This is a genomic window from Aeromonas sp. 160P (genome assembly GCF_055193095.1).
Genome location: NZ_JBUXKV010000001.1, coordinates 1,918,794 through 1,941,329 on the forward strand (window position 1 = coordinate 1,918,794; position 22,536 = coordinate 1,941,329).

Genomic DNA, 22,536 nt, shown 5'->3' on the forward strand with positions numbered 1-22,536 from the left:
GAGATTGTACTCGCCCCCACGTCATCATGCAATTTGGCAGCAAATTGTTGGCTGCGCGAGCCGATAGGACGCCGATATGAAATAGCCGCTCAGGCCCAACGGGAGAGGGGGGAGGGTATGGCGTAGGCGTAACCCTGCTGGTAGTCACAGCCGAGGCGATTGGCTATCTCGATATGGGTCTGGTTTTCTACCCCTTCGCACACCACTTTCATACCGAGCCGCTGCAGGTACTCCACCAGTCCGGTCAGCATGCGCAAGGCATGGCTACTCTTGGTTGCTTGCAGCAGCAGGGAGCGATCCAGCTTGATGATCTCGTAGGGGAGCGCCATCACTCGCTGAAAATTGCACTCCTGGGTGCCAAAGTCATCGCAGGCGATATGGGCACCGTGGCTGCGCAGCACCTCGATAAGAGACAGATCCTTGCGCTGTAGCGGGGCGTATTCCACCACCTCGAACCAGATTGCGATATCCAGCTTGCGGGCCTGCAGCAGCACCAGCAGCAACAGGTTCTGATAGGTGGCACAACCCAGCGCCGGATTGAGGTTGATGGAGAGCATGCAGGACTTCCCCTTCGCCAGTGCGGGCAAGTCGCGCAGAATGGCTCTGAGCATGACGATATCCACATGCAGGGACTCTTCATCGCTGAGGGAGGGAAAGTCGATCCCCTGATAACGCTGGTGGCGGGGCTCCCAGCGTCTGGCCAGCACTTCAAAACCGATGACCTGGCGATCCCGGTCAACGATTGGTTGATAAAAGGGCACGGCAATGTCCGCTGTCGTCAGGGATGCCACGTCACTGACCGGAAACTCTTCTTTGAACGCAAACATGGCACTTACCTGTTGACGGATATGGTTGCTCATAATACAGGAGGGCACGTTCAAAACTCCGTAGGAATAGTCTGATAATTAGCCTGACTTTGCGAATGCAATATAGGACTATTCTGATTAACTTCCCCCGTCATTCTACCTAGACTGGCCGCAGCGATATGCAACTGACGCCTTTTTTAATAAATGGCATCTATTAAATTAACGTCGGCATGTGAAAACCAGTCTGGAATAAAAATGAAAAGAATATATCTCATCCTGCTGCTGATGTTCAGCGGTAAACTTTTTGCATCGGCTGAGATTAGCATAGGCACGCTTTATGACTATATGTCAGGCCAGCAAAGTACCTATTTAAAACGCATTCGTAATCAGGGTGACGCGACCGCCTTCGTCAAGGTGGCAATTCACGAGATCACCTACGATGCGGCAGGCCAGCCGCAGGAGTCGGCAGAGCTGACCGAGGCGCGCCGGGCACTGATTGCCAGCCCCTCCCGCATGATTATTCCGGCCAATGGGGTGCAGGCAACCCGGCTGCTGTTTATGGGGGAACGGGACAAAGAGCGCTATTTCAGGGTCCGTTTTATTCCCGTATTACCAAAACAGGAGGATGGATTCGATCTGGATGCCAATATGGCTCAAGAGAATCAGCAGCAGGTTTCTGCCGGGGTAAATATATTGACCGGCTTTGGTGCCATTATTTTTGTGATGCCAAAAGAGAGTCGCTTTGATACCCGATTGATAAAGACAGACACCATGACCACAGTCGTGAATAAAGGCAATGCCACCATAGTGCTGGATTTTTTTGAAGAGTGCGATGGGCGGAAAAGAAACTGTTCCACCCCAAGCAAGATCCATCTGTTGCCAAATATGCAGAAGCAACTGATGAAAAAGAGCGATCACCTTTATCGGTTCGAACTGATCGAAGGTGACAAGAGCAGAAACATGGTGATTGGTCACTGATGTTTCGTATATCCGAGAGAGGAGAGAGTGATGAAAGTATGGATAGCTGCGCCTCTGGCAATGCTGGTATCGGCCAACTTGATGGCGGCGGAACGTATTGAGCATCAGGTCACTGTGACCGCCCAGATCCCGACCGAGGCTTTCTATGTGCAGCCGACCGGCGGGGACAACTGGATGAGCACGCCGCAGAAGCTGGCCTACAACCCTTATACCAAGAAGCTGGACAAGCTGAGCAAGCAGCTGGATGCCAAGAGCACCATAGGCGCGATTAAAGGTTATCTGACCAACCCGGCGGCGATGACCAGCGGCAATGACTACATTCCCCTGACCGTCAAGATTGATGGCGTTACCTTGGGCACCACCTCGGCAGAAGTCATGAAGGCCGATGATGCCAAGACCGGCAAGTTGCTGGGGCTGGAAGTGATCCCGGCGGATGCCCCTGACGCCGGCTACAAGCCAGGCAACTACCAGGGGGTGGTGAGCATGATATTTGAATCGGAAGCGCCACCAAAAGGTCCGTAAATAAATGACGGTCATTAAAATTGGCTCCCTGTATCGGGGGAGCCTTTTCGTCTGCGTTTAGAAGAGTGAGACAGGTTGTGCCGTATTTCTCTTTCCTGCTGATCCTGGTTGTGTTGTGCGTACCTGCCTGGGCCACGGGAGGGCGAACCACACAACCTCTTGATCTGTTGCAACAAGCGGAAGATTTACCTGATGGTTTTGCCGATCACTTCTTCGGCGTCCCGCTGGCGGTGCGCATCCTGGTGGATGGGCAACTGCTGGGGGAAGGCGAGATAGTGCTGGGCAAAGACACCAGCGTGCAACTGCTGGCCCTGACCGACAGCCACGAGAGTGAGCTGGAAGAGCGGGACCGCCAGCGCTGGAGCAAGGTGTTGAGCGAGCCTCATCTGCTGGGCCCTTGCCAGAATCAGTGCGCCGACCAGGTGCTGGCGCTGGAGTACAGCCTGGAAAATTCCCAGTTGTCGGTGCTGACGGCGGGAGCAGAAAAGGGAGTGCACGCGAGCCGCTATTACAGCCTGCCCAGCGGGGGCAGCTATGGCGCCCTGTTGCGCAACCAGCTGAACCTGGCTCAGGGGGAAGGGGAGCAGCGCAGTGGCCGTTACAACCTGATGGCCCAGGGCAGCATAGGCCAGTGGACCCCACTGCTGGAGGGGGAAGTGAGCCAGTCCGGCAGCGGGCAGGTGGCACAGCACCATGTGCAGCAACTTTATGCCGAGCGTGAGGGAGAGGGGCGCTTCTACCGGTTGGGCTACTTCTCGCCCTATGCCCAGGGCCTGGTGCGTCAGCCTACCTTGTTTGGCGGCGGAACTCCGACTGTGCTGGGGGTCATGCTGGGGGACTCCGACACCCTGTTGATAGAGCAGGGTCAGGCCAGTACCACGCCGCTCTATGTCACCCCGAGCCGACCCGGCATGGTGGAGATCTATCGGGATGGGCAGCTCATCAACTCGCAGCAGGTGATCTCGGGCTTGCAGGCGCTGGATACCAAAGTACTGCCCGCCGGCATCTACGAGGTGGAGTTGCGGGTGCTGGAAGATGGTCAGGTGACCGAGCGGCGCAGAGAGATGATCTACAAGCCGATGAACTGGCAAAACCCGGATGAAAGCTGGCGCTTCAACCTGTTTGTGGGCCAGCAGACCCGCTTGCTCAGCAACTGGGAAGAGGAGACGGCCCGGCCTCTGAGCAGCGGCATCATGCTCAACCATCTGCTTACCCCCTCGGTGATCGTCGGGGCATCCAGCCAGTATATCGACCAGCGCTGGCAGCATGGTCTCTCGGCTGACTGGAGCCTGGATAACCAGTGGCGACTGTTTGGCAACCTGATGGCGACTCAAGGCCTGGGCAGTGGCTTCGACTTGCAGGCTTTGTATCACTATGGCGAGGGCAGCCTGGTGCTGAGCCATCAGCAGCAGCGCCAGCAGGGGCAAGCCGACGGAGAGAGCCGCGACCTCAAGCAGAGCAACCTGTCGTTGCAGCAGCGGCTCGATGAGCGCCACTCCGCCAACATCTATCTGGCCCATCAGGTGGGGCGGGGGCTGGGGGCCGATCTGGGCTGGCGCTACAACGGCGATCTGCTCGGTCAGACGGTGAGCTGGAACCTGACGGTGTTCGACCGGCCGGGTAGCATCAGTACCGATAATGCGAGGGACAGGGGGGGCATGATCTCCCTGAGCATGAACCTGGGGGGTGATCGCAGCCTGCTGGCCATCGGCATCGGCAGCCGAACCTCCCGTTCCGGCGGGCAGGAGCGCAACGCCTCTCTCAGTTACCAGCAGTTGCTGGAGTGGGGGGCACTGCAGAGCGTGGGGGCCAACCTGACCACCGACAGCTACGGCGTCGGCACTGCAGGTTACGCCAGGTTTCAGGGGGAGTTGGTCAGCGGTGATGCTCACCTGCAATCTTCCTCCTATAACCGGGCCCTGAGCGGCGGGCTCAACCTCGACAGTACCCTGGCGTTTGGTGATGAGGGCAGCCTGACCATGACAGGTCAGCCGCAGGGGTACGAGGCGGGCATGATAGTGGACCTGGAATCCGATATGCCTGAGCTGACTCTGCGCGCCGATGACGATCAGGGCGGCAATATCAAGTTGCGGCCCGGCCGCAACCTGATACCTGTCGCCGCCTATCGCAGCGGTGCCGTGCAGCTGGATCTGGCTGGCCAAGATGCGCCCTCGGTGAGCATTCGCCCCAACGTGCTGCCCTATCACCTCAACAAGGGCGGGGTGGCCTATCACCAGGTCCGGGTGATGAAGACGGTGACAGTGATAGGCCGTCTGCTGGATGGGCAGGGTGCGCCATTGAAGGGGGCCATGGTGGTCAACCACGCGGGCCGCACCGTCAGCGAGGCCGATGGCTTCTTTGCGGTGGAGATGAGCGAGCGTAATCCCAGCTTGCAGGTGGAGTATCAGGGATCGCAGCAGTGCGATCTAGCGCTGGACACGGCCCGAGCAGAACGTCAGCAGGAAGTGTTGTTACTGGGCGATCTGGTCTGCAGTGCCCAGGCCTGGGCCAGTCAATAAGTGCTTAAGCAGGAAGAGATAATGAGAGCTGGTGTGATGCATTATGGTTTGTGGCTAGTCGTGCTGTTTGGGTTACCCGTGCAGGCAGCATCTATCAATGTGACTGCAGAATATAAGCCCGCGACGTATGAAGTAGATGGGGCAAAATTTATTAACACAACACCTTGCCATAGTGAGTCTTGGTCAGGGTTTTGGTGTAGTGGTACATCGACAGTAGACCAGTCACAGCCAGTTTTTATATCAATGAGAATACAGCGTGTAGTAAAAAATAATAATAATCTGATAGATGCACTTACTTATCTTGGGTTTGTTGGTGCTCGCGATGTTTCTCTTGTTAATCAAGATAGCGGGAAATCATATACGTTTAAATTCATTCTTACTAAAATCGGTGCCTATATGAACCCTAATATTTCTAAGGAGGCGCTTGTTAATGACTCAGACTGGCTGCGGCATATCGATGGAGATTGTCAATACTCTTTACCTTCTTGGGCCAGTTGGTCCGAGGTTGCTTATCTTTATGACATAAAACCTGCAAATCAGTTGGCGGGAGGGAAATGCTATCATAATAATTTCAAACCTACATTTTCAAGCAATAGCACTGCTTTGTCAAAGATATATCTTGGTTATAAATTACATGCACCTGACCCACTGAAAATGGAGAATGGTGTTTATAAAGGGAGTTTGGTCTTATCAATTGGTCGGAACAAGGATCTAGATTTTGGCAATGGCACTTATTCAGATAACCAGTTAACGATTAATTTTACCATGACAGTTCGTCATCAAATAAAAATGGAGTTTCCCCCTGGCGGTGACAAAGTTTTATTACAACCACCTGGTGGATGGCATGACTGGATTTATCGTGGAAAATCACATCAACCACCTCACTTGATTGCAGAGTTACCATATCGACTATGGTCTAGCGCAGGTTATAATGTTTGGTTGAATTGTCAATATCCTGATGGTGAATACTGCATGCTAAATAATACCCGCACTGGCCATAAAGCTCGATTTGATGTTATTTATCAAAATGGAGCTAAAAAAGAGTTTGTTTTAACGAAAACAAAAAAAGCATTTGGAGGTTTATCAAAAAATGCAGCACGGACTCTTATATTCAAGATTGATAAACCAGCCTTGACCGAGATGATGAAGTTTCCTGGGAGCACTTATAAAGGCAATGTGACTATTATTTATGATGCCGCAATTTAAATTGACTTCAACATTTTCCGGTCAAAGATCAGGCCAACCCTTGCTCTTTGGCATAGTGAAACAGGGCGCTATCGCTTTGCAGGCCGAGCCGCAGCATGGCACTTTTCTTCTGGGTACTGATGGTCTTGACACTGCGGTGCAGGTACTCGGCCACCTGTGTGACGGACATCCCGCTGGCCAAGAGTCGCACTACTTCACTCTCTTTGGGGGTGAGGTGCACCAGGCTGCTCTGGTGATCCAGGCCCGTTTCGGCCAACAGGTTTTTCACCGAACTGCCGATATAGCTGTGTCCGGATAATATCTGACGAATGGCATCGGATAATTCGCTGATCACCGCTTTTTTGAGCAGGACACCGCTCACCCCCAATTGGATCAGTGACTGCAAGATACCGGCATTGTGGATCTGGGTCAGCACAATCATGGGCAGCTTGGGATAATCACGGCGCAACTGCTGGATCATGACCATGCCATCGCTGCGGATATCTCCCGGCATGCTGAAGTCGGTGATCAGCAGGTCACAATGATGCTGCTGCAATAATACAAGTAAGTCAGATACTTGGTGTGCTTCTGCAATTACTTCACAGTGAGGTTGTATCTGTTCAATCAGGCTGCGGATCCCGGTCAGAATCAAGGGGTGGTCATCGGCAAGAATAATCTTGAAGGACATGGATGAGCCTCTTATAAAGCGGTGAATAATATTCAGACTATCAAAGCTAGCATTTCTATACTACCGTGCGCACCCTATTTTTTCAGGTGCATCTATCTTTTGGTAAATATACGTGAATCGTTATGCCTATATATTATTCGCTTATGTCATTAATCAAACGATTCATAATTATTGTCTCGGTTTTTTTCTTGACGCCTGCCGTATTTGCGGAAAAAGGGCCTTCTGTACCCACGATTGAAGTAGGCATATTGGCCGGAGGGTGGGGCCCTTTTCAGCAGTGGGACGGCAAGGTCGCATCCGGCTTTAGCGTTGAATTGATGGAACAATTAGCCAAAAAGCTGGACTACCGGATTGCCTGGCAGGTCTACCCCGACTGGGAGGCCATGTATACCGATGCCTGCCGTGGCAAGCTGGATATCCTGCTCGATGCCTTTAACTCTGAGGTGCGTCAGTGCGTCACCTATAGCCTGCCCTACTACACCTCGCCGACCGTGGTGGTGGTGCGACAAGACAGCGCCCTGTTTCGGGATGTGAGCCAGTTGCAGTCCGCGAGCATTGCCATCGAAAAAGGCTTTCTGACAGAGAAGCTGGTCAAGCTGCACTACCCGAATGTCACGCCCCGGCTTTTTGTCGATACCCGCAGCGCACTGCAGGCGGTTGAACAAGGGCAGGCAGATGCCTATATCGGCAACCTCCATGTGGCCAATCTGTTTATCGAGCGTCACCCGGCGTTGGCGGTGGTCGCCCAGTCTCCCTTGTTGATGGAAACCCTGCATCTTGGCGTCGCCAGCCAGAAACACACCCTTGCTATCCGGCTTGATACTGCTATTCAGGCGCTGACGGTCGAGGCGCGCAGTGAACTGGAGAAACGCTGGCTGGGGGAGAGTCTGGAGCCCAACTTCATGGGCCACAGCAATTTTTTGCTGCGCCCTGATGAGCGAGCCTGGCTCTCGATGCTGCCGCCGCTAAAGTTGGGATTGATCCCCGGCTGGGTGCCCTTCTCTTATCACGATGAGGGTGGCAACCCGGTCGGCTTGATGGCTGATTATCTGGACTTGCTGCAAGAGAAGCTGGGGCTGGCATACAGCCGTGTGCCGGTGCAGAGCTGGCCCGAGCTGCAGCAGTTGCTGCTGCATCACGATGTGGATCTGGCGGTATTGCCTACCCGGATCATTGAACGGTTGGTGGGTTGGCATGCCAGCGAGCCCTTTGCATCATTCCCGATGGTACTGGTGACGGCCCGTGGCAGCCTCCCTATCGGGGATCTCTCTGATCTGGCCGGTAAACAGTTGCTGTTGACCGACAGCATGTTGATACCCCAGCTCAGGGCGCTGGTGCCCGATCTTGAACTAACCACGACCCGGGATGCCAGCGAGGGGCTGGCCCGTGTCGCCGCTGGGGACGGGGATGCCTATATCGGCAATCTGGTGGTGGTCTCCCGCCTTATCACCGATCAGTTTGATGACCGACTCCATATTGCCGCGCCCACCCCCTTCAAGGATGAGCTGGCCGTTGCGGTACGTGAGCCCTACGCCCCCTTGCTGCCCTTGGTCAACCGGGTGTTTGTCAGCATGAGCGACAAGGAGAAGCGCCAGATCCGCAATAGCTGGCTGGCGCTGAACTATAGCGAGGGGATCCCCCGAGCAAAGCTGGTACGCACCCTGTTGCCCGCCGGGGTGGCGATCACGCTCTTTATCCTGGTGCTGTCGGTGGCTTACTGGCGGCTGCGTCAGGAGATTGTCCGTCGTCATCAGGTTGAGGCTGCACTGGCCAGAGCCAAGGCCAAGGCGGAATCAGCCGCCACTCAGAAAGGGGAGTTTCTGGCCACCATGAGCCACGAAATTCGCACGCCGATGAATGGCATCGTCGGTATGGCGGAGCAGCTCACCTTTACCGAGCTGACCCAGGATCAGCGCCAGATGGTGGAGGTCATCAACCGCGGTGCCCAGGGGCTGCATGCGCTGATCGACAATGTGCTCGACTTCGCCAAGCTGGAGGCGGGCAAAATGCAGCTCGAACAAGCCCCGTTGCTTGTCCGGGAGCTGCTCGACAGCGTGCTGACCATGACGGTGAGCGAGGTGCACCGTAAGGGGTTGCGCGTCTATCTGTGGGCTGATGCCGGTGTGGCGGCTCGGGTGAGCGGTGATGCGCTGCGTCTGCGCCAGATCCTCTTCAACTTTGTCAGCAATGCCATCAAGTTCACCGAGCGGGGCTTTATCGAGATCTCGGTGCAACTGCTGGCGCAAGGGGAGGGGCAACAACAACTGCGGTTCGGCGTGCGCGACAGCGGTATCGGCATGAGCCCCGAGGCGCTTGGCCGGATCTTCAATGCCTTTGAGCAGGCGGAGAGCTCCACCACCCGCAGTTACGGTGGCAGCGGTTTGGGGCTGAGTATCTGCCAGACCCTGGCCACCTTGATGGGGGGCGAGATCCGGCTGGAGAGTGCCCCGGGGCTGGGCACTTTCATCAGCCTGACGGTCACGTTGCCAGTGCTGGCACAGCGAGAGCCGGATCTGCGTCTCAACGGCGTGCAAGCCCACATCGATCTCCATGATGAGAAGTTGTGCCACACCCTACTGTTGCATCTTGATGCCTTGGGGGTAACACGAACGTCAGAGTCTGGTGATGCTCATTTGCGTTTCACAGACCATGAGCTGGCGGGCAACGGGCTCATCCGGGTGCTGCCGCTGGCAACCCCCCTCGGCTTTCGCTGTGATGAGGAGGGTTACATTCTCAACAGCAATCCCATGACTTGGCATGCGGTGTGGGAAGTCTGCTATCGCCAGCTTGGCTTGAGCGATGGGACGGCAACGAAAGCGATGCGAAAGAGCGCACCCATGCAGCCCTGCCGGGTATTGCTGGTGGAGGACAATCCCCTCAACCAGTCGCTGGTGATACGCCAGCTCAGGCAACTTGGGATGAACTGCGATGTGGCAGAGCATGGCCAGCAAGCCCTCGAGATGGTCGCGCAGCATCCCTATGATCTGGTGCTATGTGACTGTCAGATGCCGGTGATGGATGGGTATGAGTTCACTCGCAGGGTGCGGGCGGGTGAGGAAGATGAGCGGCTACTGATCATCGCCATGACGGCCAATGTGTTGCCAGAACAGGCTGAACGCTGTTTTGCCGCAGGCATGGACGATCTGCTGGGCAAACCGGTGCTGTTGGATACTCTGCGCCAGATGTTGCAGAAGTGGCAGATCTTACCCGCGCCAACCTTGATTGATGTAGCGGCCATGGAGGCATTTTTTGGTCATGGTGACAAGTTGCGGCAGATGTTTCCGCTTTTTCGCCAGGAGCTTGAACAGTCGATGACACAGGCGCCACTCGATGACAATGGATTGGCCAATTGGGTACATCGTCAGGCGGGCACCATCAGTATGATGATGGCGCCACAGCTGGCTGAACAGGCATGGCGATTGGAAGAGAAAATCCGCCAGTTTGGATCGCCAGCTTGTAGTGATGAGCTGACACGCTTTCGTGCCCAATTACAGCAAATCATCGGGGAGTTGACGCTATTGAGCGAGAGAGATGGGTACTCAGTTATCGAGGGAGAATTGGAGTAAGGGGAACTGTTCACTCATAAAATTGCGGGGGCTGTGGCCATTGCCTGCGGTGGCCAGCCACTCCCAGTCCAGCTTTGGCGAGCCGGCTTTGAAGCGCTGATAGGCAACGCCCTGATGGATGGTCAGAAAGAGGGTCGTGGGGAGTCCCAGCTTGTTGCTGTAGCGCACCATCAGCTCGCCCTGATAGTCGTTGCTTATTCTGACTTTGAGCGCCTGCAGTGTCAGACCGGTTGCATGGCCATGCTCGTCCCAGACTTCAAACATGATGTGAATACTCTGATGTTGATGCTGCCACAATCAGCGATATTGAATGCAGTTGCAACTGTCAAATCTGACATGCTCGGGGAAAAATCGGGAGGAGGGCAGAAAGCGAAAACCCGGCGCTAGGCCGGGTTTTCTTGAATGATGGTGGAGGGAGAAGGATTCGAACCTTCGAAGGCAGAGCCGTCAGATTTACAGTCTGATCCCTTTGGCCGCTCGGGAACCCCTCCACAGGGGTAAAGCATATATTATTCGGCCATATCAATCGGGAAAATGGTGGAGGGAGAAGGATTCGAACCTTCGAAGGCAGAGCCGTCAGATTTACAGTCTGATCCCTTTGGCCGCTCGGGAACCCCTCCACGGGGTATTTCCTGATTGTCACTACTTTCGCACTTGAATGGTGGAGGGAGAAGGATTCGAACCTTCGAAGGCAGAGCCGTCAGATTTACAGTCTGATCCCTTTGGCCGCTCGGGAACCCCTCCCCAAGTGCGAGGCGCATACTAGCAGATCCCCAGCGTTTGTGAACCCCTGACAGGCTGATATGACAGTAAAAAATGACTGTTCGTTGTTTTTTGATACAGCAAGCTCAAAATTCAAACTTATCAGCTAGTTGTAAGCTGATTTTCTGCACAAACCCGCACAGTACAGCTTGGCGAGCGTGGTGAAGAGGAGGCCAATAGCAGAAGACCGCCTGCGTCGGCGGTCTTCTCGGCTATCACATTTAGCGCTGGAACGGGTAGATGGATCCGAGTTTGAGGATCTGGGTCAGCTCGTCCAGTGCACTGCGGGATTCATGCACCAGCGCCGGATCCCGCAGATCATCGAGGCTCAGGCGGTCGCGGTAGTGGCGATCGACCCAGCCGTCGAGGCGGGTGAACTGGCGGTCGTTGATAAGGCAGGCCGGATTGACGGCGGCGAGTTCCTGATCGTTCATGGCAACCCGCAGTCGCAGGCAGGCGGGGCCGCCACCATTGCGCATGCTCTGTTTTACATCCATGTAGTGCACTGCCTTGATCGGCGTGCCCAAGGTCAGCAGCTTGTCGAGATAAGCCGAGACAGCCGGATTGTCGCGACACTCGGTGGGGGCAATGATCGCCATCTCGCCATTGGCCAGGGTGAGGATCTGGGTGTTGAACAGGTAGGATTTCACCGCATCCAGCACCGATACCTCGGCGGTCGGCACTTCGATAAAGTGCAGCTCCCCTTCGCCAAACTTGCCGCTAATCTCGGCCAGCACCGCCTCGGTGTTGAGGAAGGCTTGTTGGTGGAAGAACAGCACGTTCTGGTTGCCCACCGCGATCACGTCGTTGTGAAACACCCCCTGATCGATCACCTCCGGGTTTTGCTGGATAAACACCACGCTCTCCTCGCTAAGGCCGTGCAGGCGGGCGATGGCCTGGCTCGCCTCCAGGGTCTGGCGGGCCGGGTAGCGCTTCGGCGCCGGGCGGGAGTGGTCAAAGGCACTGCGGCCATAGACGAACAACTCTACCCCCGCTTCGCCATAGGCACGGCAGAGCCGGGTGTGGTTGGCAGCCCCCTCGTCGCCGAAGTGATCATTTTCTGGCAGATGGAGGTGATGGCTGAAGTGGTGATCGTTATTGAACACCGCGCGCAGGATGCGGCCGGTGACATCTGGCTCCAGGGAGCGGTGAAACTTGTTGGTCAGGTTGGCGGGGGTGAAGTGAATGCGGCCATCCCGGGTATCGGCACTGGGCGAGACAGTGGCGGCGTTGGCGGTCCACATGCTGGAGGCGGAGTAACAGGCGGCCAGTACGGCGGGTGCCTGTTTGGCGGCTTGCTCCAGCACCCGGGCATCGTTGCCGGTGAAGCCGAGGCGGCGCAGGGTGGCCAGATCGGGGCGCTCCTGTGGCGCCAGTATCCCCTGGGTCATGCCAAGGTCGGTCAGCGCCTTCATCTTGCGTAGCCCCTGTTTGGCGGCCTCTTTCGGATTGGAGGCTTCCTGGGCATTGCTCTGGGAGGCAACGTTGCCGTAAGAGAGACCGGCGTAGTTATGGGTCGGGCCGACCAGACCGTCGAAATTGACCTCGAAGTGCTTCATTGAGTACATCCTTTTTGATTTTTATGAGAGGTTGCGGTTCCTTCCGCGCGTGCTGCGTCGGGGTTGGGCCATTATAAGGAGATTTTATTTTTTTGTAACAAGCCGGTAACTAGCAGCCGTTTTTATGTCGTTTCAGATATAAAAAGAGGGGCGGTATGGCAGAAAAATGAAAAAGCGGTTGCGTCTGGCCCGCTGCCTTCGCATTAATAAATAAAGAAGCGATAAAAGATGTAATGCGGTTCGGGCTGGTCAGGCAAATTTGCTCACAAGATTGCTTTTTCGCGCCAAATCTCTTATACAGCCCCACAAAACCGCACACCAACCCCGTCGGGTGCAATGAGGATAATAGTTACAGCATGGGCAAATCACTGGTCATAGTGGAGTCTCCGGCCAAGGCCAAGACGATCAACAAATATCTGGGCAAGGACTACGTGGTGAAATCCAGCGTCGGTCATGTTCGCGATCTGCCCACCAGTGGCAGCGCCAGCACCGAGCCCAAGAAACCTGTCATTCGCGGCATCAAGTTGAGCGAAACCGAGAAGGCTGCCAAGGATCGCAAGGCTCTGTTCGCCCGGATGGGTATCAATCCGACCGCTGGCTGGCAGGCTAACTACCAGATTTTGCCCGGCAAGGAGAAGGTGGTCAGCGAGTTGCAAGCGTTGGCTGAAAAAGCTGACATCATCTATCTCGCAACCGACTTGGATAGAGAAGGAGAGGCGATCGCCTGGCACCTGCGCGAGATCATCGGGGGTGACGACAGCCGCTACAAGCGGGTGGTGTTCAACGAGATCACCAAGAGCGCCATCCAGGAGGCGTTTGCTCAGCCATCCGAGCTGAACATCCACCGTGTCAATGCCCAGCAGGCCCGTCGTTTCCTCGACCGGGTGGTGGGTTACATGGTCTCCCCGCTGTTGTGGAAGAAGCTGGCTCGCGGTCTGTCTGCTGGTCGGGTGCAGTCCGTAGCGGTGCGCCTCATCGTCGATAAAGAGCGTGAAATCAAGGCGTTCGTGCCGGTCGAGTTTTGGGATCTCAATGCCGACCTGCTGACCGGTGAGCAGTCTGCCCTGCGTATGGATGTGGTTAGCCGCAATGGTGCCGACTTCAAGCCGGTAACCCAGGCCGAAACCTTCGCCGCGGTCGCCGCCCTGGAAGGGGTCGATTACAAGGTGGTAAACAGGGAAGACAAGCCGACTGGCTCCAAACCTTCCGCGCCGTTCATTACCTCCACCTTGCAGCAGGCTGCCTCTACCCGCCTGAGCTTCGGGGTGAAGAAGACCATGATGATGGCCCAGCGTCTCTATGAGGCGGGTTACATCACCTACATGCGTACTGACTCCACCAACCTCAGCAAAGAGGCGGTCGAAGCGCTGCGTGAATATATCGGCGAGCAGTATGGCGCAGCCTATCTGCCCGCTGAACCGCTGCTCTATGGTGCCAAGGCGGGAGCCCAGGAAGCGCACGAGGCGATCCGTCCCTCCAGCGTGCTGGTCACGGCCGAGATGCTGGAAGGGATGGAACCGGATGCGATGCGTCTGTACGATCTCATCTGGCGTCAGTTTGTCGCCTGTCAGATGACCCCGGCTCAGTACGACTCCTCTACCCTGACCGTCAAGGCCGGTGAGTTCGAGCTCAAGGCCCGTGGCCGTATCTTGCGCTTCGCTGGTTGGACCAAGGCGCTGCCGCCGATGGGTCGCAAAGGCGACGACAGCCAGCTGCCTGCGGTGACCGTGGGCGAGGTGTTGAAACTGGTCAAGCTGGATCCGCGCCAGCACTTCACCAAGCCGCCGGCGCGCTTTACCGAAGCGGCGCTGGTACGCGAGCTGGAAAAACGCGGCATCGGCCGTCCTTCCACTTACGCCTCCATCATCTCTACCATCGTCGATCGTGGTTATGTGCGGGTCGAGAGTCGCCGTTTCTTCGCCGAGAAGATGGGTGAGATCGTCACCGATCGTCTGGTGGAAAACTTCGTCGAGCTGATGAACTACGAGTTCACCGCCAAGATGGAAGACAAGCTCGATGGCGTTGCCGAAGGGAGCCTTGAGTGGAAGCAGGTGCTGGACAGCTTCTACGCCGAGTTTACTCAAGAGCTGGAAAAAGCGGACAAGTCATCAGAAGAGGGCGGCATGCGTGCCAACCAGATGGTGATGACCGATATAGATTGCCCGGATTGCAGCCGCAAGATGGGGATCCGTACCGCCACTACCGGCGTGTTCCTCGGCTGCTCCGGTTATGCCCTGCCGCCGAAAGAGCGTTGCAAGAAGACCATCAACCTGGTCTCTGCGGACGAGTTTGTCTCCACTACCGACGGGGATGAGGCCGAAACCGAAGCACTGCGCGCCAAGCACCGCTGCGAAGTCTGCGGTACCGCGATGGATGCCTACATCATCGATGACAGCCGCAAGCTGCACGTCTGTGGTCGCAACCCCGATTGCGATGGCTACGAAATCGAAAAAGGCCAGTTCAAGCTCAAGGGCTACGAAGGGCCGAGCATCGACTGCGACCGTTGCGGTAGCGAGATGCAGCTCAAGAACGGCCGTTTCGGCAAGTACATGGGCTGCACCAACGAAACCTGCAAGAACACCCGCAAGATCCTGAAAAACGGTGATATCGCGCCGCCGAAGGAAGATCCGGTGCCGCTGCCGGAGCTCAAGTGCACCCAGTCTGATGCTTACTTCGTGCTGCGTGACGGTGCGGCCGGTCTGTTCCTGGCTGCCAGCAACTTCCCCAAGTCGCGCGAGACCCGCGCGCCGCTGGTGGAAGAGCTGCAACGCTTCAAGGATCGCATCTCCGCCAAGCACAAGTATCTGGCCGGTGCGCCGCTCACCGATCCGGACGGCAATCCCGCCATCGTGCGCTTCAGTCGCAAGACCAAGGAGCAGTACGTGATGAGCGAGGTTAACGGCAAGGCGACTGGCTGGACCGCGCACTACGACAACGGCACCTGGCAACAGAGCTTGCCCAAGCCGAAGAAAGCGTGATGAAAAGAGGCCCCGACCAGGGGCCTCTTTGTTTATTGATGTGCGTATACTGAGACTGCTGCAAGGAGTGTAGCGTTGTAACAAGGAGGTTGAGATGGAGATTAACGAGATCCGGCCGGGCATGAGCTGCATGACCCGTGAAGGGGCGGCCTATGTGCTGGAGGTGGACCGGCAGAGCCTGCTGGTGCTGCTGCAGCGCGAGGACGAGACCATACCGGTGCAGGTGCGCAGCGACGAGATCCTGGCGCCGTTGGAGTGATCCGGCAGTGACCCCCTCAAAACGGCAGTAGAAAAAGCAGCTCGGCCAAGTCGGGCTGCCATTGCCACTCCTTCATTCTGACCCGCCCGCCGATCACCGGCACCCCCTCTTGTTGCAATCGTCCCATCTGCTCGGCAAAGCCTTGCGACCCTTTTGGTAACGAGATAGTGCCCGCTGCGCCCAATACGCGATGCCACGGCAGCACTTTGTCGGTTTCCCGCAATACCTTGCCCACCAGTCTTGCCCGTCCGGGCAGCCCGGCCAGATCGGCCACCTGACCATAGCTGACCACCTTGCCAGCCGGGATCAGGGCGAGGATCGCCTCGATTCTTGCAACTTTGTTCAGCGGGACAGGGCTCGATTCCATTCTCATCAACATGACTCGTCAAAAATGACAGAAGCGCCATTGTGGCGCTTCTGTCATCGGGCTGGCAATGCTCAGCCGAAGGTCTGGCTGAGCCCCTTGAGTTGCTTGGCCCGCTCCAGCAGCTCCTGACTGGAGCTGTCGACCTCCTGCATCTTCTGGCTGTTGGCGTGGGAGTACTCGGAGATCTGGTGGATGCTGCGGCTGAGTTCCTCCACGACCGCCTGCTGCTGCTCCGCGGCGGTGGCGATCTGGGTGGAGTGCTCTGTGACCAGTTCAATTTCCTCCAGCACTGCATGCAGGCTGCTGGCGCCCTGGCGGGTCATCTCGGCGCACTCGCGGGTCTGCTGCAGGTTCTCCTGCATCATTCCCTGCCAGCGTCCCAGGGTGTGCTGGATCTGTTGGATGCTGCCCTGGATCTGCTCGGTCGCCTTGTGGGTACGAGTAGAAAGGGTGCGTACCTCGTCTGCCACCACCGCAAAGCCGCGGCCCTGTTCACCGGCCCGGGCGGCCTCGATGGCGGCGTTGAGGGCCAGCAGATTGGTCTGGTCGGCGATGCCCTGGATCTCGCCCATCACGCTACCGATCCGCTCTGACTCGCTGGCCAGCTCCACCGCCGAGTTGAATGCCAGTTCTGCTTGTTTGGCGAGCTGTTCGATGCGCTGTTCGGTCTTGCCCAGCTGCTTGTTGGTGTGTTCGCAGCGGCTGCGGGCTTCGTTGACCTGACCGTTGGAGTCCTGAATGTTGCGGGCAATCTCGTGAGCCGTGCTGGCCATCTGGGTCATGGCAGTAGCCATTTGCTGGGTCTGGGCATCTTGCTTGTTGATGTCGAGGCAAGCCTGATGGGATGCCTGTTTCAGATTGGTCGCCAGAGCCTGCAGGGGATGTGTCGCATCGTTGATCCGGCCCAGTACGGTGCGGATCCGCGCTTGCAGCATCTTGATATGAAAATCGGCGATGGCACCGGGGCCATCCCCGGAATAGACCAGCCGGGTCAGGCTGTCATACTCCCGACCAAGCTGTTGCAGATAGAGGGGCAGCGCAGAGATCTCGCGCCAGTAAGCCCCGCCGATGAGCAGCAGGGGCAGCAGCATCAGCAGGGTTGCCACAGCGCCATGGCTGAGAAAGGCCCAGCTGAACAGGCCGATCAACAGCACGCCCAGTAACGGCATGCGCAAGTGGCTGAGGGAGGGGAGGCCGCGCGAGCCACCTCGCTCGCCCTTGAGCAGGGCCTGATAGGTCTGGCTGGCAACGTGTTTGAGCTGGGGCTCCGGCTTGCAGCGTACCGATTGATAACCGCTAATCTTGCCATCTTCGTAGATGGGGGTGACATAAGCATCGACCCAGTAGTAACGGCCATCCTTGCAGCGGTTTTTGACCATGCCACGCCAGGGCTTGCCCTCTTTGAGGCGGGCCCAGAGATCGGCAAAGGCGGCTTTGGGCATGTCGGGATGGCGAACCAGATTGTGGTTGTGGCCCACCAGTTCCTCAACCGAGTAGCCGGCGATATGGCAGAAGGCGGGGTTGGCGTAGGTGATCACACCGCGCAGGTCAGTGGTGGAAACCAGTTGTTGGTCGGCAGGAAACTCCACTTCGTTGTCCTGGGTATGGACGTCTCTGCGAGCCATAGGAAAATCCTTCGATGTTCTTGTTGATAGTCTTGTTTTTATATTGTGGCAGATCTGGATGCGGTTGCTGGCTATCCATGATGACGCATCAGACAAGCCTCATAGGGAGCTGCATTCTGCCCGCAATGAGAGGAGAGTGGTAGTCGTAAGTAGATTTTTTGTTGGCAAATGGTAAAAAAAAGGCGGCCGATTGGCCGCCAAAATAGAGACAACATTACCTCTGTGGCATCCGGTAGCGCACCTGCAACTGATCGAGGATCTGCAGCTGGCCCGGCAGGCGGGCGGCGAAGTGATCCCAGCCCTTGTGGGCAGGATCGCTCCAGGCCACCTCGGCCGTGGCCAGCATGCGCGGGAACAACATGTAGTCGAGACGATCACGACTGGTGATCAATTCTGACCACAAGGGGCTCAGCACCCCGAGGATGTTATCGTTGGCATGGAAATCGGCTGGCGCAGGATCGCAAGCATAAACCTGCTCCAGATTAAGGGTACCCGCCCAGTAGAGGCCGGGTTCATGAATATCGGCGCTCCAGGCGAGATCGAGATAGAGGAACTGGGCGGGCGCCATCACCACCGGATAACCGGCCGCGGCAGCGTCCAGCCCCGCCTGGAAGCTGGTCCAGGCACAGATGGCCGCTTTGCGGCTCACCTTGTCGCCATGCAGGATCTCCTCCCAGCCGATCATCTGTTTGCCTCTGGCGGCCAGATAGCGCTGGCAGTGGCGCAGCAGATGGCCCTGCAGCTCGCGGCAGTCGGAGTAGCCCTGCTCGGCCATCAGCTGTTGGCAGGCGGGGCTGTCGGTCCAGACCCCGGTCGGCACCTCGTCACCGCCCATGTGGATCTGCGGGCCGGGGAAGAGCTCGCACACCTCGTCCAGCACCGCCTCCAGAAAGCGGTAGGTGCCGGGCAGTGCGGGGTTGAGCACGTTGTCATCGAAATGCTGGACCGAGAGGTAGCGGGAGTGATCCGCCGCTTCCACCAGCAGCTCGGGCAGCGCCTTGATGGCGGCGTGGCAGTGGCCCGGAATGTCGATCTCGGGAATGACGGTGATGCCGAGCTCACCGGCATAGCTCACTAACTCCTTCACCTCGCTCTGGGTGTAGTAGCCGCCATAGGGCTCGGCGCCGCCGCTCAGCTGGGGGGCGATCGCCAGATCGTGGCCGCGCCAGGCGCCCACGTCGGTCAGTGCCGGGAATGCCTTGATCTCGATCCGCCACCCTTCGTCATCGGTCAGGTGCCAGTGGAAGCGGTTGAACTTGTAGAGGCTCATCAGTTTGAGCAGGCGCTTGATGGTTGCCGGGGTGTGGAAGTGGCGGGCGCAGTCGAGAAAAATGCCGCGAAAGCCGAAGCGCGGGGCATCCTCCAGGGTGACGCAGGGCAGGCTCTCGCCATGTTGCAGATACCACTGGGCCAGGGTTACCAGCCCGTGGCGCCAGCCCGCTTCGTCGGCGGCGGCAATCACCACCTCCTGCGGCGTGATGGTGAGCTGGTAGGCTTCGGGAGCCAGCTTGGCCTCGGTCAGCCGGATTTCAGCGTCGTGATCCTGCTCCAGTGCCAGTGATGTCAGCTCGTTGAAGTGAGCCAGCAGTCGTGGTACATCGCGGGGGGCGCTGACATGGGCCCGCTCGGCCAAGCGGAAGTTCCCCTCCAGCAGCACCAGATGGGCCGGTTGCGGCACTATGCCGTAGAGAGGTTCGTCGCTCTCGGGGTCGACCTCGGGCAGGTCCGGTTTGTGGCTGGCCGGGTTCTCCAGCGCGAGATCTTGCGCCGCCAGCGTCACCGGCAGCAGCTGGGCGCCGGTAGTGGCTTCCGGCAAGCTGAGGAAGAACCCCTGCGGCATGTCGGAGATCTTCTTGATGGGGGTCTTACGGCAGCAAAAGCGCAGCTCACTGCTGCCAGCGTTCGGGACAATCACCTTGTAGCTGCCGCTCTGGCGCTCCAGCTCGCCCCCTTGCAAGGAGTCGGGGTCGATATGGCGAGCCAGACAGAAGTGCAGCTTCCACCGGGTGCCCGGCAAGCTGGACAAGGCGAAAGTGAACCAGACATCGTCGCCGTCACGTCGGGCGACCTGGGTGTGGATCAGGGGTGTAGACATGGAAAATCCTTCGATTGGGCAAACAGGATGGCACCATCGAGCGCATCTGCCTGGGGGGGGATCAGGTTAAGCTGGCCGAGACGGGGGGCGAGGCGAGTGCCAATTCCCCCCAGCAGGGCTATTTGTCTGGCACCGAGCTGGGTCATCCCCTCCAGCAGGATCCGCAGCTGTTCGCAGGTTTCGTCCAGCAGCTGGTTGGCGAGCTCGTCACCATCGCTGGCTGCATCGAACACCCAGGGGGCAAAGTGGCCATAGTCCGCCGGAATGGCGCGGGCGGCCCAGCGCACCACCTCCGCCTGATCCCGCTTGAAGCGATCAAGCAGCCGCACCGCCAGGGTGCTGGGGGGCAGAATGCCGTCGTGGCAGAGCAGGGATTGCTGGATGGCGCGCAGCCCCAGCCAGGCGCCGCTGCCTATGTCTGAAATGGGGAAGCCGCGGCCGGAGCAGGTGCGGATCTGCCCCTCCTGATAAACCAGTCCTACCGAGCCGGTACCGGCGATCAGAATGGCCCCCTCCCGGCCGCCAAAAGCCCCGAGGCAGGCGCCGAAGGCATCGGAGGTGAGCTGGACGCTGGCAAAGGGGAATGGCATGGCGAGCATGGCGTGATAGCAGTCGGCCAGCTCGGCGGAGGCGAGCGCCAGCCCGACCCCCATCTGCTGTTCGCTCTCTATTCCGAGCCCGGCAGTGATCCGGGCGCTGGCGATGGCGGCCAGTACATTGGCGTGGGCATGGGCAATACCCAGCTCCAGATTGGAGCCTGCCGCCCGCCCCTCGCCGAGTAGCTTGCCCGCCCGATCCCGAATGCGGGCGCGGGTGTGGGTGCCCCCGCCATCGACCCCGACCCAGTACTCAATCATGGCGACCTCCCTGCTCATTTCGATCACTCAGGGCACTCTGCCAGCTGATGGCCAGGGCAAACCAGGCGGCGTGGGGGATCCACTGCTCGCCCCAGCGCCAGTTCTGATCCAGCCGATCCTTGTAAGCCTCCGGGATAAAGGCCACGTCGTTTTCGTCATCGAACCCGGCAGTGATGCCGTTGCAGATCCCCCCCTGCGCATTGGGATAACCGGCGGTATAAGCGGGGTTGTTGATGCCGTGGCCCGCCAGCATGCAGGCGTTGAACGGGTTTTGCCCGAGGATCCAGTCGAGCTGGCGCTGGCCGTAAGTGATTAGTGGCTGGCTCTGGCGGGGGAAGTGACGGGCAGCGGCAAAGGCCATGGTCGCCAGCGACGCGAGGCGGGCGTTCTCCCCCTGCCACCAGTAACCGGATTCGTTGTGGTGGGGGATAAAGAAGCTGACGCGCGGTGCTTCATCCACACCTTTCACATATTGGTGGGCGAGGGAGAAGGGGTTGCCCGCCCGGGCGCAGAGCGCCAGCTCGGCGGCCAGCGCCTGCTCCACTACGGTTTGCACTTGAGCCTTGTGCCCATGATCCGGCTCTACGCCTAAATATTCCAGCAGCGCCAGCACCGGCAGGCCCGCTTCGGCGGCATGATAGTAGGGGCGCGAGCCATCCTCGTTGGCCGACCAGTAGTGACCCAGCTCCGGATGGATGCGTTGGCGGGCACAGAGCTTGCTGGCGCGGGCTCTCGCCTCGGCCAGCCACTCGGATCCGAACGTGCGGGTCAGCTCCACCGCCGCCAGCAGGGCGCAGTAGTCGTCGATGATGTTTTCGACCCCGTCATCCAGATAGGCGAGGTTGTGCTGGCACAGGTGCTGGTAGCCGCGTTTGGCTGCCTCGGCGTAGCGGCTGGCATCGAAGTCGCCGCTGATGCCCTCGCGGGCAGCGCGGGCCAGCGCGGCGATAGCCATGCCGCCCCCTTGGCGGAAACCGGCTTGCCAGTTGGCGGACTTGATCCCCTGCTGGGTGGCGTAGGCGCACAGCTCGCGCTGCTCCGGATCCTTGCTCCACTTGTCGAACAGGGTCATGTAGAAGAAGCCCGACTCATCCTGCATCCGGCAGAGGAAATCGGCGCCGTGCAGCGCCTCGTCATTGAGTCGCTTGCAGAGGTTCACCCCGTCGATATCGCGGCGCGGGGCCAGCAGCTCCCGGCACTTGAGCAGGGCCCACACCACCATGGGGGTCTGCTGGGGATTGAGGTAGTTGGCGTAGGAGAGGTGACTCAGGTATTTGCTCATGTCGCCGCTGGCATCGAACCAGCCGCCGTGCACATCTTTGTGCTGATCGGTGCCAAACAGGCGGGCGCTGCGGTCGGCCCGATCGAAGGTACCGCTGGCGCGCTGCCCCTTGAAGTAGTGAATGACATCGGAGAGGCAACGGCTGGCCAGCAGATCCTGGCCGATGGCGAAGCGGGTAGAGCAGACAATGCGCTGCTCCGTAGCGGCTGCGCCTATGGGGGCTGTGATCGCCTCCAGCCGGTAGTGGCCGGGCTCCTGGAATGCGGAGAAGTCGGCCCGCCAGTAAGCGCGGCCCTGCCAGCCGGGGACGCTGCCGGCCGCTTGCAGCGGGGTTTCAAACAGGATCTGGCCATCATCAAGGCGTTGCAGCCTGACATAGCCGCCGAGATCATGGGCGGGGGAGGTTTGCAGCAGGGCTACCTTGTGCCCGTCGCACTCGTAGCCCACTTGATTGATCAAGAGTTCCATCAAGGTATTACTCCTGTGGT

At 58.3% G+C, this 22,536-nt stretch carries 16 protein-coding genes and 3 tRNA genes; 7 read left to right on the plus strand and 12 right to left on the minus strand.

Features of this window, described 5'->3' with window-relative positions; translation table 11 throughout:
• Positions 1-89: 89 nt before the first annotated feature.
• The gene (locus ACY8FN_RS09085) at positions 90-827 is read right to left on the minus strand and encodes an EAL domain-containing protein (RefSeq protein ID WP_463099809.1); all 738 of its coding nucleotides are present in this window, start codon (positions 825-827) and stop codon (positions 90-92) included.
• A gap of 234 nt (positions 828-1,061) precedes the next feature.
• Here ACY8FN_RS09085 and ACY8FN_RS09090 point away from each other — a divergent pair, with 234 nt between their 5' ends.
• The 4 genes from ACY8FN_RS09090 (at position 1,062) to ACY8FN_RS09105 (ending at position 6,031) form a co-directional block, all read left to right on the plus strand.
• The gene (locus ACY8FN_RS09090) at positions 1,062-1,784 is read left to right on the plus strand and encodes a hypothetical protein (protein ID WP_463101148.1); all 723 of its coding nucleotides are present in this window, start codon (positions 1,062-1,064) and stop codon (positions 1,782-1,784) included.
• Between the two features lie 30 nt (positions 1,785-1,814).
• Positions 1,815-2,306 (plus strand): CS1 type fimbrial major subunit, encoded by a 492-nt coding sequence (locus ACY8FN_RS09095; RefSeq protein ID WP_275906502.1) that lies wholly within the window; start codon positions 1,815-1,817, stop codon positions 2,304-2,306.
• A gap of 77 nt (positions 2,307-2,383) precedes the next feature.
• Positions 2,384-4,825, plus strand: coding sequence for a CS1-pili formation C-terminal domain-containing protein (locus ACY8FN_RS09100; protein ID WP_463099810.1), 2,442 nt, complete (start codon positions 2,384-2,386; stop codon positions 4,823-4,825).
• A gap of 21 nt (positions 4,826-4,846) precedes the next feature.
• The gene (locus ACY8FN_RS09105; RefSeq protein ID WP_463099811.1) at positions 4,847-6,031 is read left to right on the plus strand and encodes a hypothetical protein; all 1,185 of its coding nucleotides are present in this window, start codon (positions 4,847-4,849) and stop codon (positions 6,029-6,031) included.
• A gap of 28 nt (positions 6,032-6,059) precedes the next feature.
• On the opposite strand, the gene ACY8FN_RS09110 is transcribed toward ACY8FN_RS09105, so the two are convergent.
• Complete coding sequence (locus tag ACY8FN_RS09110; protein ID WP_463099812.1) at positions 6,060-6,698, minus strand: response regulator; 639 nt, start codon at positions 6,696-6,698, stop codon at positions 6,060-6,062.
• A gap of 122 nt (positions 6,699-6,820) precedes the next feature.
• Between ACY8FN_RS09110 and ACY8FN_RS09115 the strand changes: the two genes are divergently transcribed.
• Positions 6,821-10,264 (plus strand): ATP-binding protein, encoded by a 3,444-nt coding sequence (locus ACY8FN_RS09115; protein WP_463099813.1) that lies wholly within the window; start codon positions 6,821-6,823, stop codon positions 10,262-10,264.
• Here the strand turns inward: ACY8FN_RS09115 and ACY8FN_RS09120 are convergent.
• From ACY8FN_RS09120 to astB, 5 genes are all read right to left on the minus strand, one after another.
• The gene (locus tag ACY8FN_RS09120) at positions 10,238-10,528 is read right to left on the minus strand and encodes a hypothetical protein (RefSeq protein ID WP_101325358.1); all 291 of its coding nucleotides are present in this window, start codon (positions 10,526-10,528) and stop codon (positions 10,238-10,240) included. The two genes, ACY8FN_RS09115 and ACY8FN_RS09120, sit on opposite strands and share 27 nt — an antisense overlap.
• A 142-nt stretch (positions 10,529-10,670) precedes the next feature.
• Positions 10,671-10,755: transfer RNA gene (locus tag ACY8FN_RS09125), tRNA-Tyr, on the minus strand.
• Between the two features lie 44 nt (positions 10,756-10,799).
• Positions 10,800-10,884: transfer RNA gene (locus ACY8FN_RS09130), tRNA-Tyr, on the minus strand.
• A gap of 39 nt (positions 10,885-10,923) precedes the next feature.
• Positions 10,924-11,008 (minus strand) — tRNA-Tyr (locus tag ACY8FN_RS09135).
• 239 nt (positions 11,009-11,247) lie between these two features.
• Positions 11,248-12,585, minus strand: a complete 1,338-nt coding sequence (astB, locus tag ACY8FN_RS09140) for an N-succinylarginine dihydrolase (RefSeq protein ID WP_463099814.1) — start codon at positions 12,583-12,585, stop codon at positions 11,248-11,250.
• A gap of 356 nt (positions 12,586-12,941) precedes the next feature.
• Here astB and topA point away from each other — a divergent pair, with 356 nt between their 5' ends.
• A complete protein-coding gene (topA, locus tag ACY8FN_RS09145) occupies positions 12,942-15,563 on the plus strand; it encodes a type I DNA topoisomerase (protein WP_101318291.1) in 2,622 nt (873 codons plus the stop codon).
• A gap of 94 nt (positions 15,564-15,657) precedes the next feature.
• Positions 15,658-15,822 (plus strand): hypothetical protein, encoded by a 165-nt coding sequence (locus ACY8FN_RS09150; protein ID WP_162850141.1) that lies wholly within the window; start codon positions 15,658-15,660, stop codon positions 15,820-15,822.
• Between the two features lie 16 nt (positions 15,823-15,838).
• Here ACY8FN_RS09150 and ACY8FN_RS09155 read toward each other — a convergent pair whose 3' ends face one another.
• From ACY8FN_RS09155 to ACY8FN_RS09175, 5 genes are all read right to left on the minus strand, one after another.
• Positions 15,839-16,195 (minus strand): MGMT family protein, encoded by a 357-nt coding sequence (locus tag ACY8FN_RS09155; protein WP_139691042.1) that lies wholly within the window; start codon positions 16,193-16,195, stop codon positions 15,839-15,841.
• A 65-nt stretch (positions 16,196-16,260) separates the two neighbouring features.
• Positions 16,261-17,814 carry a methyl-accepting chemotaxis protein gene (locus tag ACY8FN_RS09160; protein WP_463099815.1) on the minus strand — a complete coding sequence of 518 codons (1,554 nt, stop codon included), beginning with the start codon at positions 17,812-17,814 and terminating at the stop codon, positions 16,261-16,263.
• A gap of 214 nt (positions 17,815-18,028) precedes the next feature.
• Complete coding sequence (locus tag ACY8FN_RS09165; protein WP_463099816.1) at positions 18,029-19,909, minus strand: beta-N-acetylhexosaminidase; 1,881 nt, start codon at positions 19,907-19,909, stop codon at positions 18,029-18,031.
• Positions 19,894-20,766, minus strand: coding sequence for a glucosamine kinase nucleotide-binding domain-containing protein (locus ACY8FN_RS09170; RefSeq protein ID WP_463099817.1), 873 nt, complete (start codon positions 20,764-20,766; stop codon positions 19,894-19,896). The genes ACY8FN_RS09165 and ACY8FN_RS09170 overlap by 16 nt, the downstream gene beginning before the upstream one ends.
• Positions 20,759-22,516 carry a glycoside hydrolase family 9 protein gene (locus ACY8FN_RS09175; RefSeq protein ID WP_463101149.1) on the minus strand — a complete coding sequence of 586 codons (1,758 nt, stop codon included), beginning with the start codon at positions 22,514-22,516 and terminating at the stop codon, positions 20,759-20,761. The genes ACY8FN_RS09170 and ACY8FN_RS09175 overlap by 8 nt, the downstream gene beginning before the upstream one ends.
• Positions 22,517-22,536: the final 20 nt, after the last annotated feature.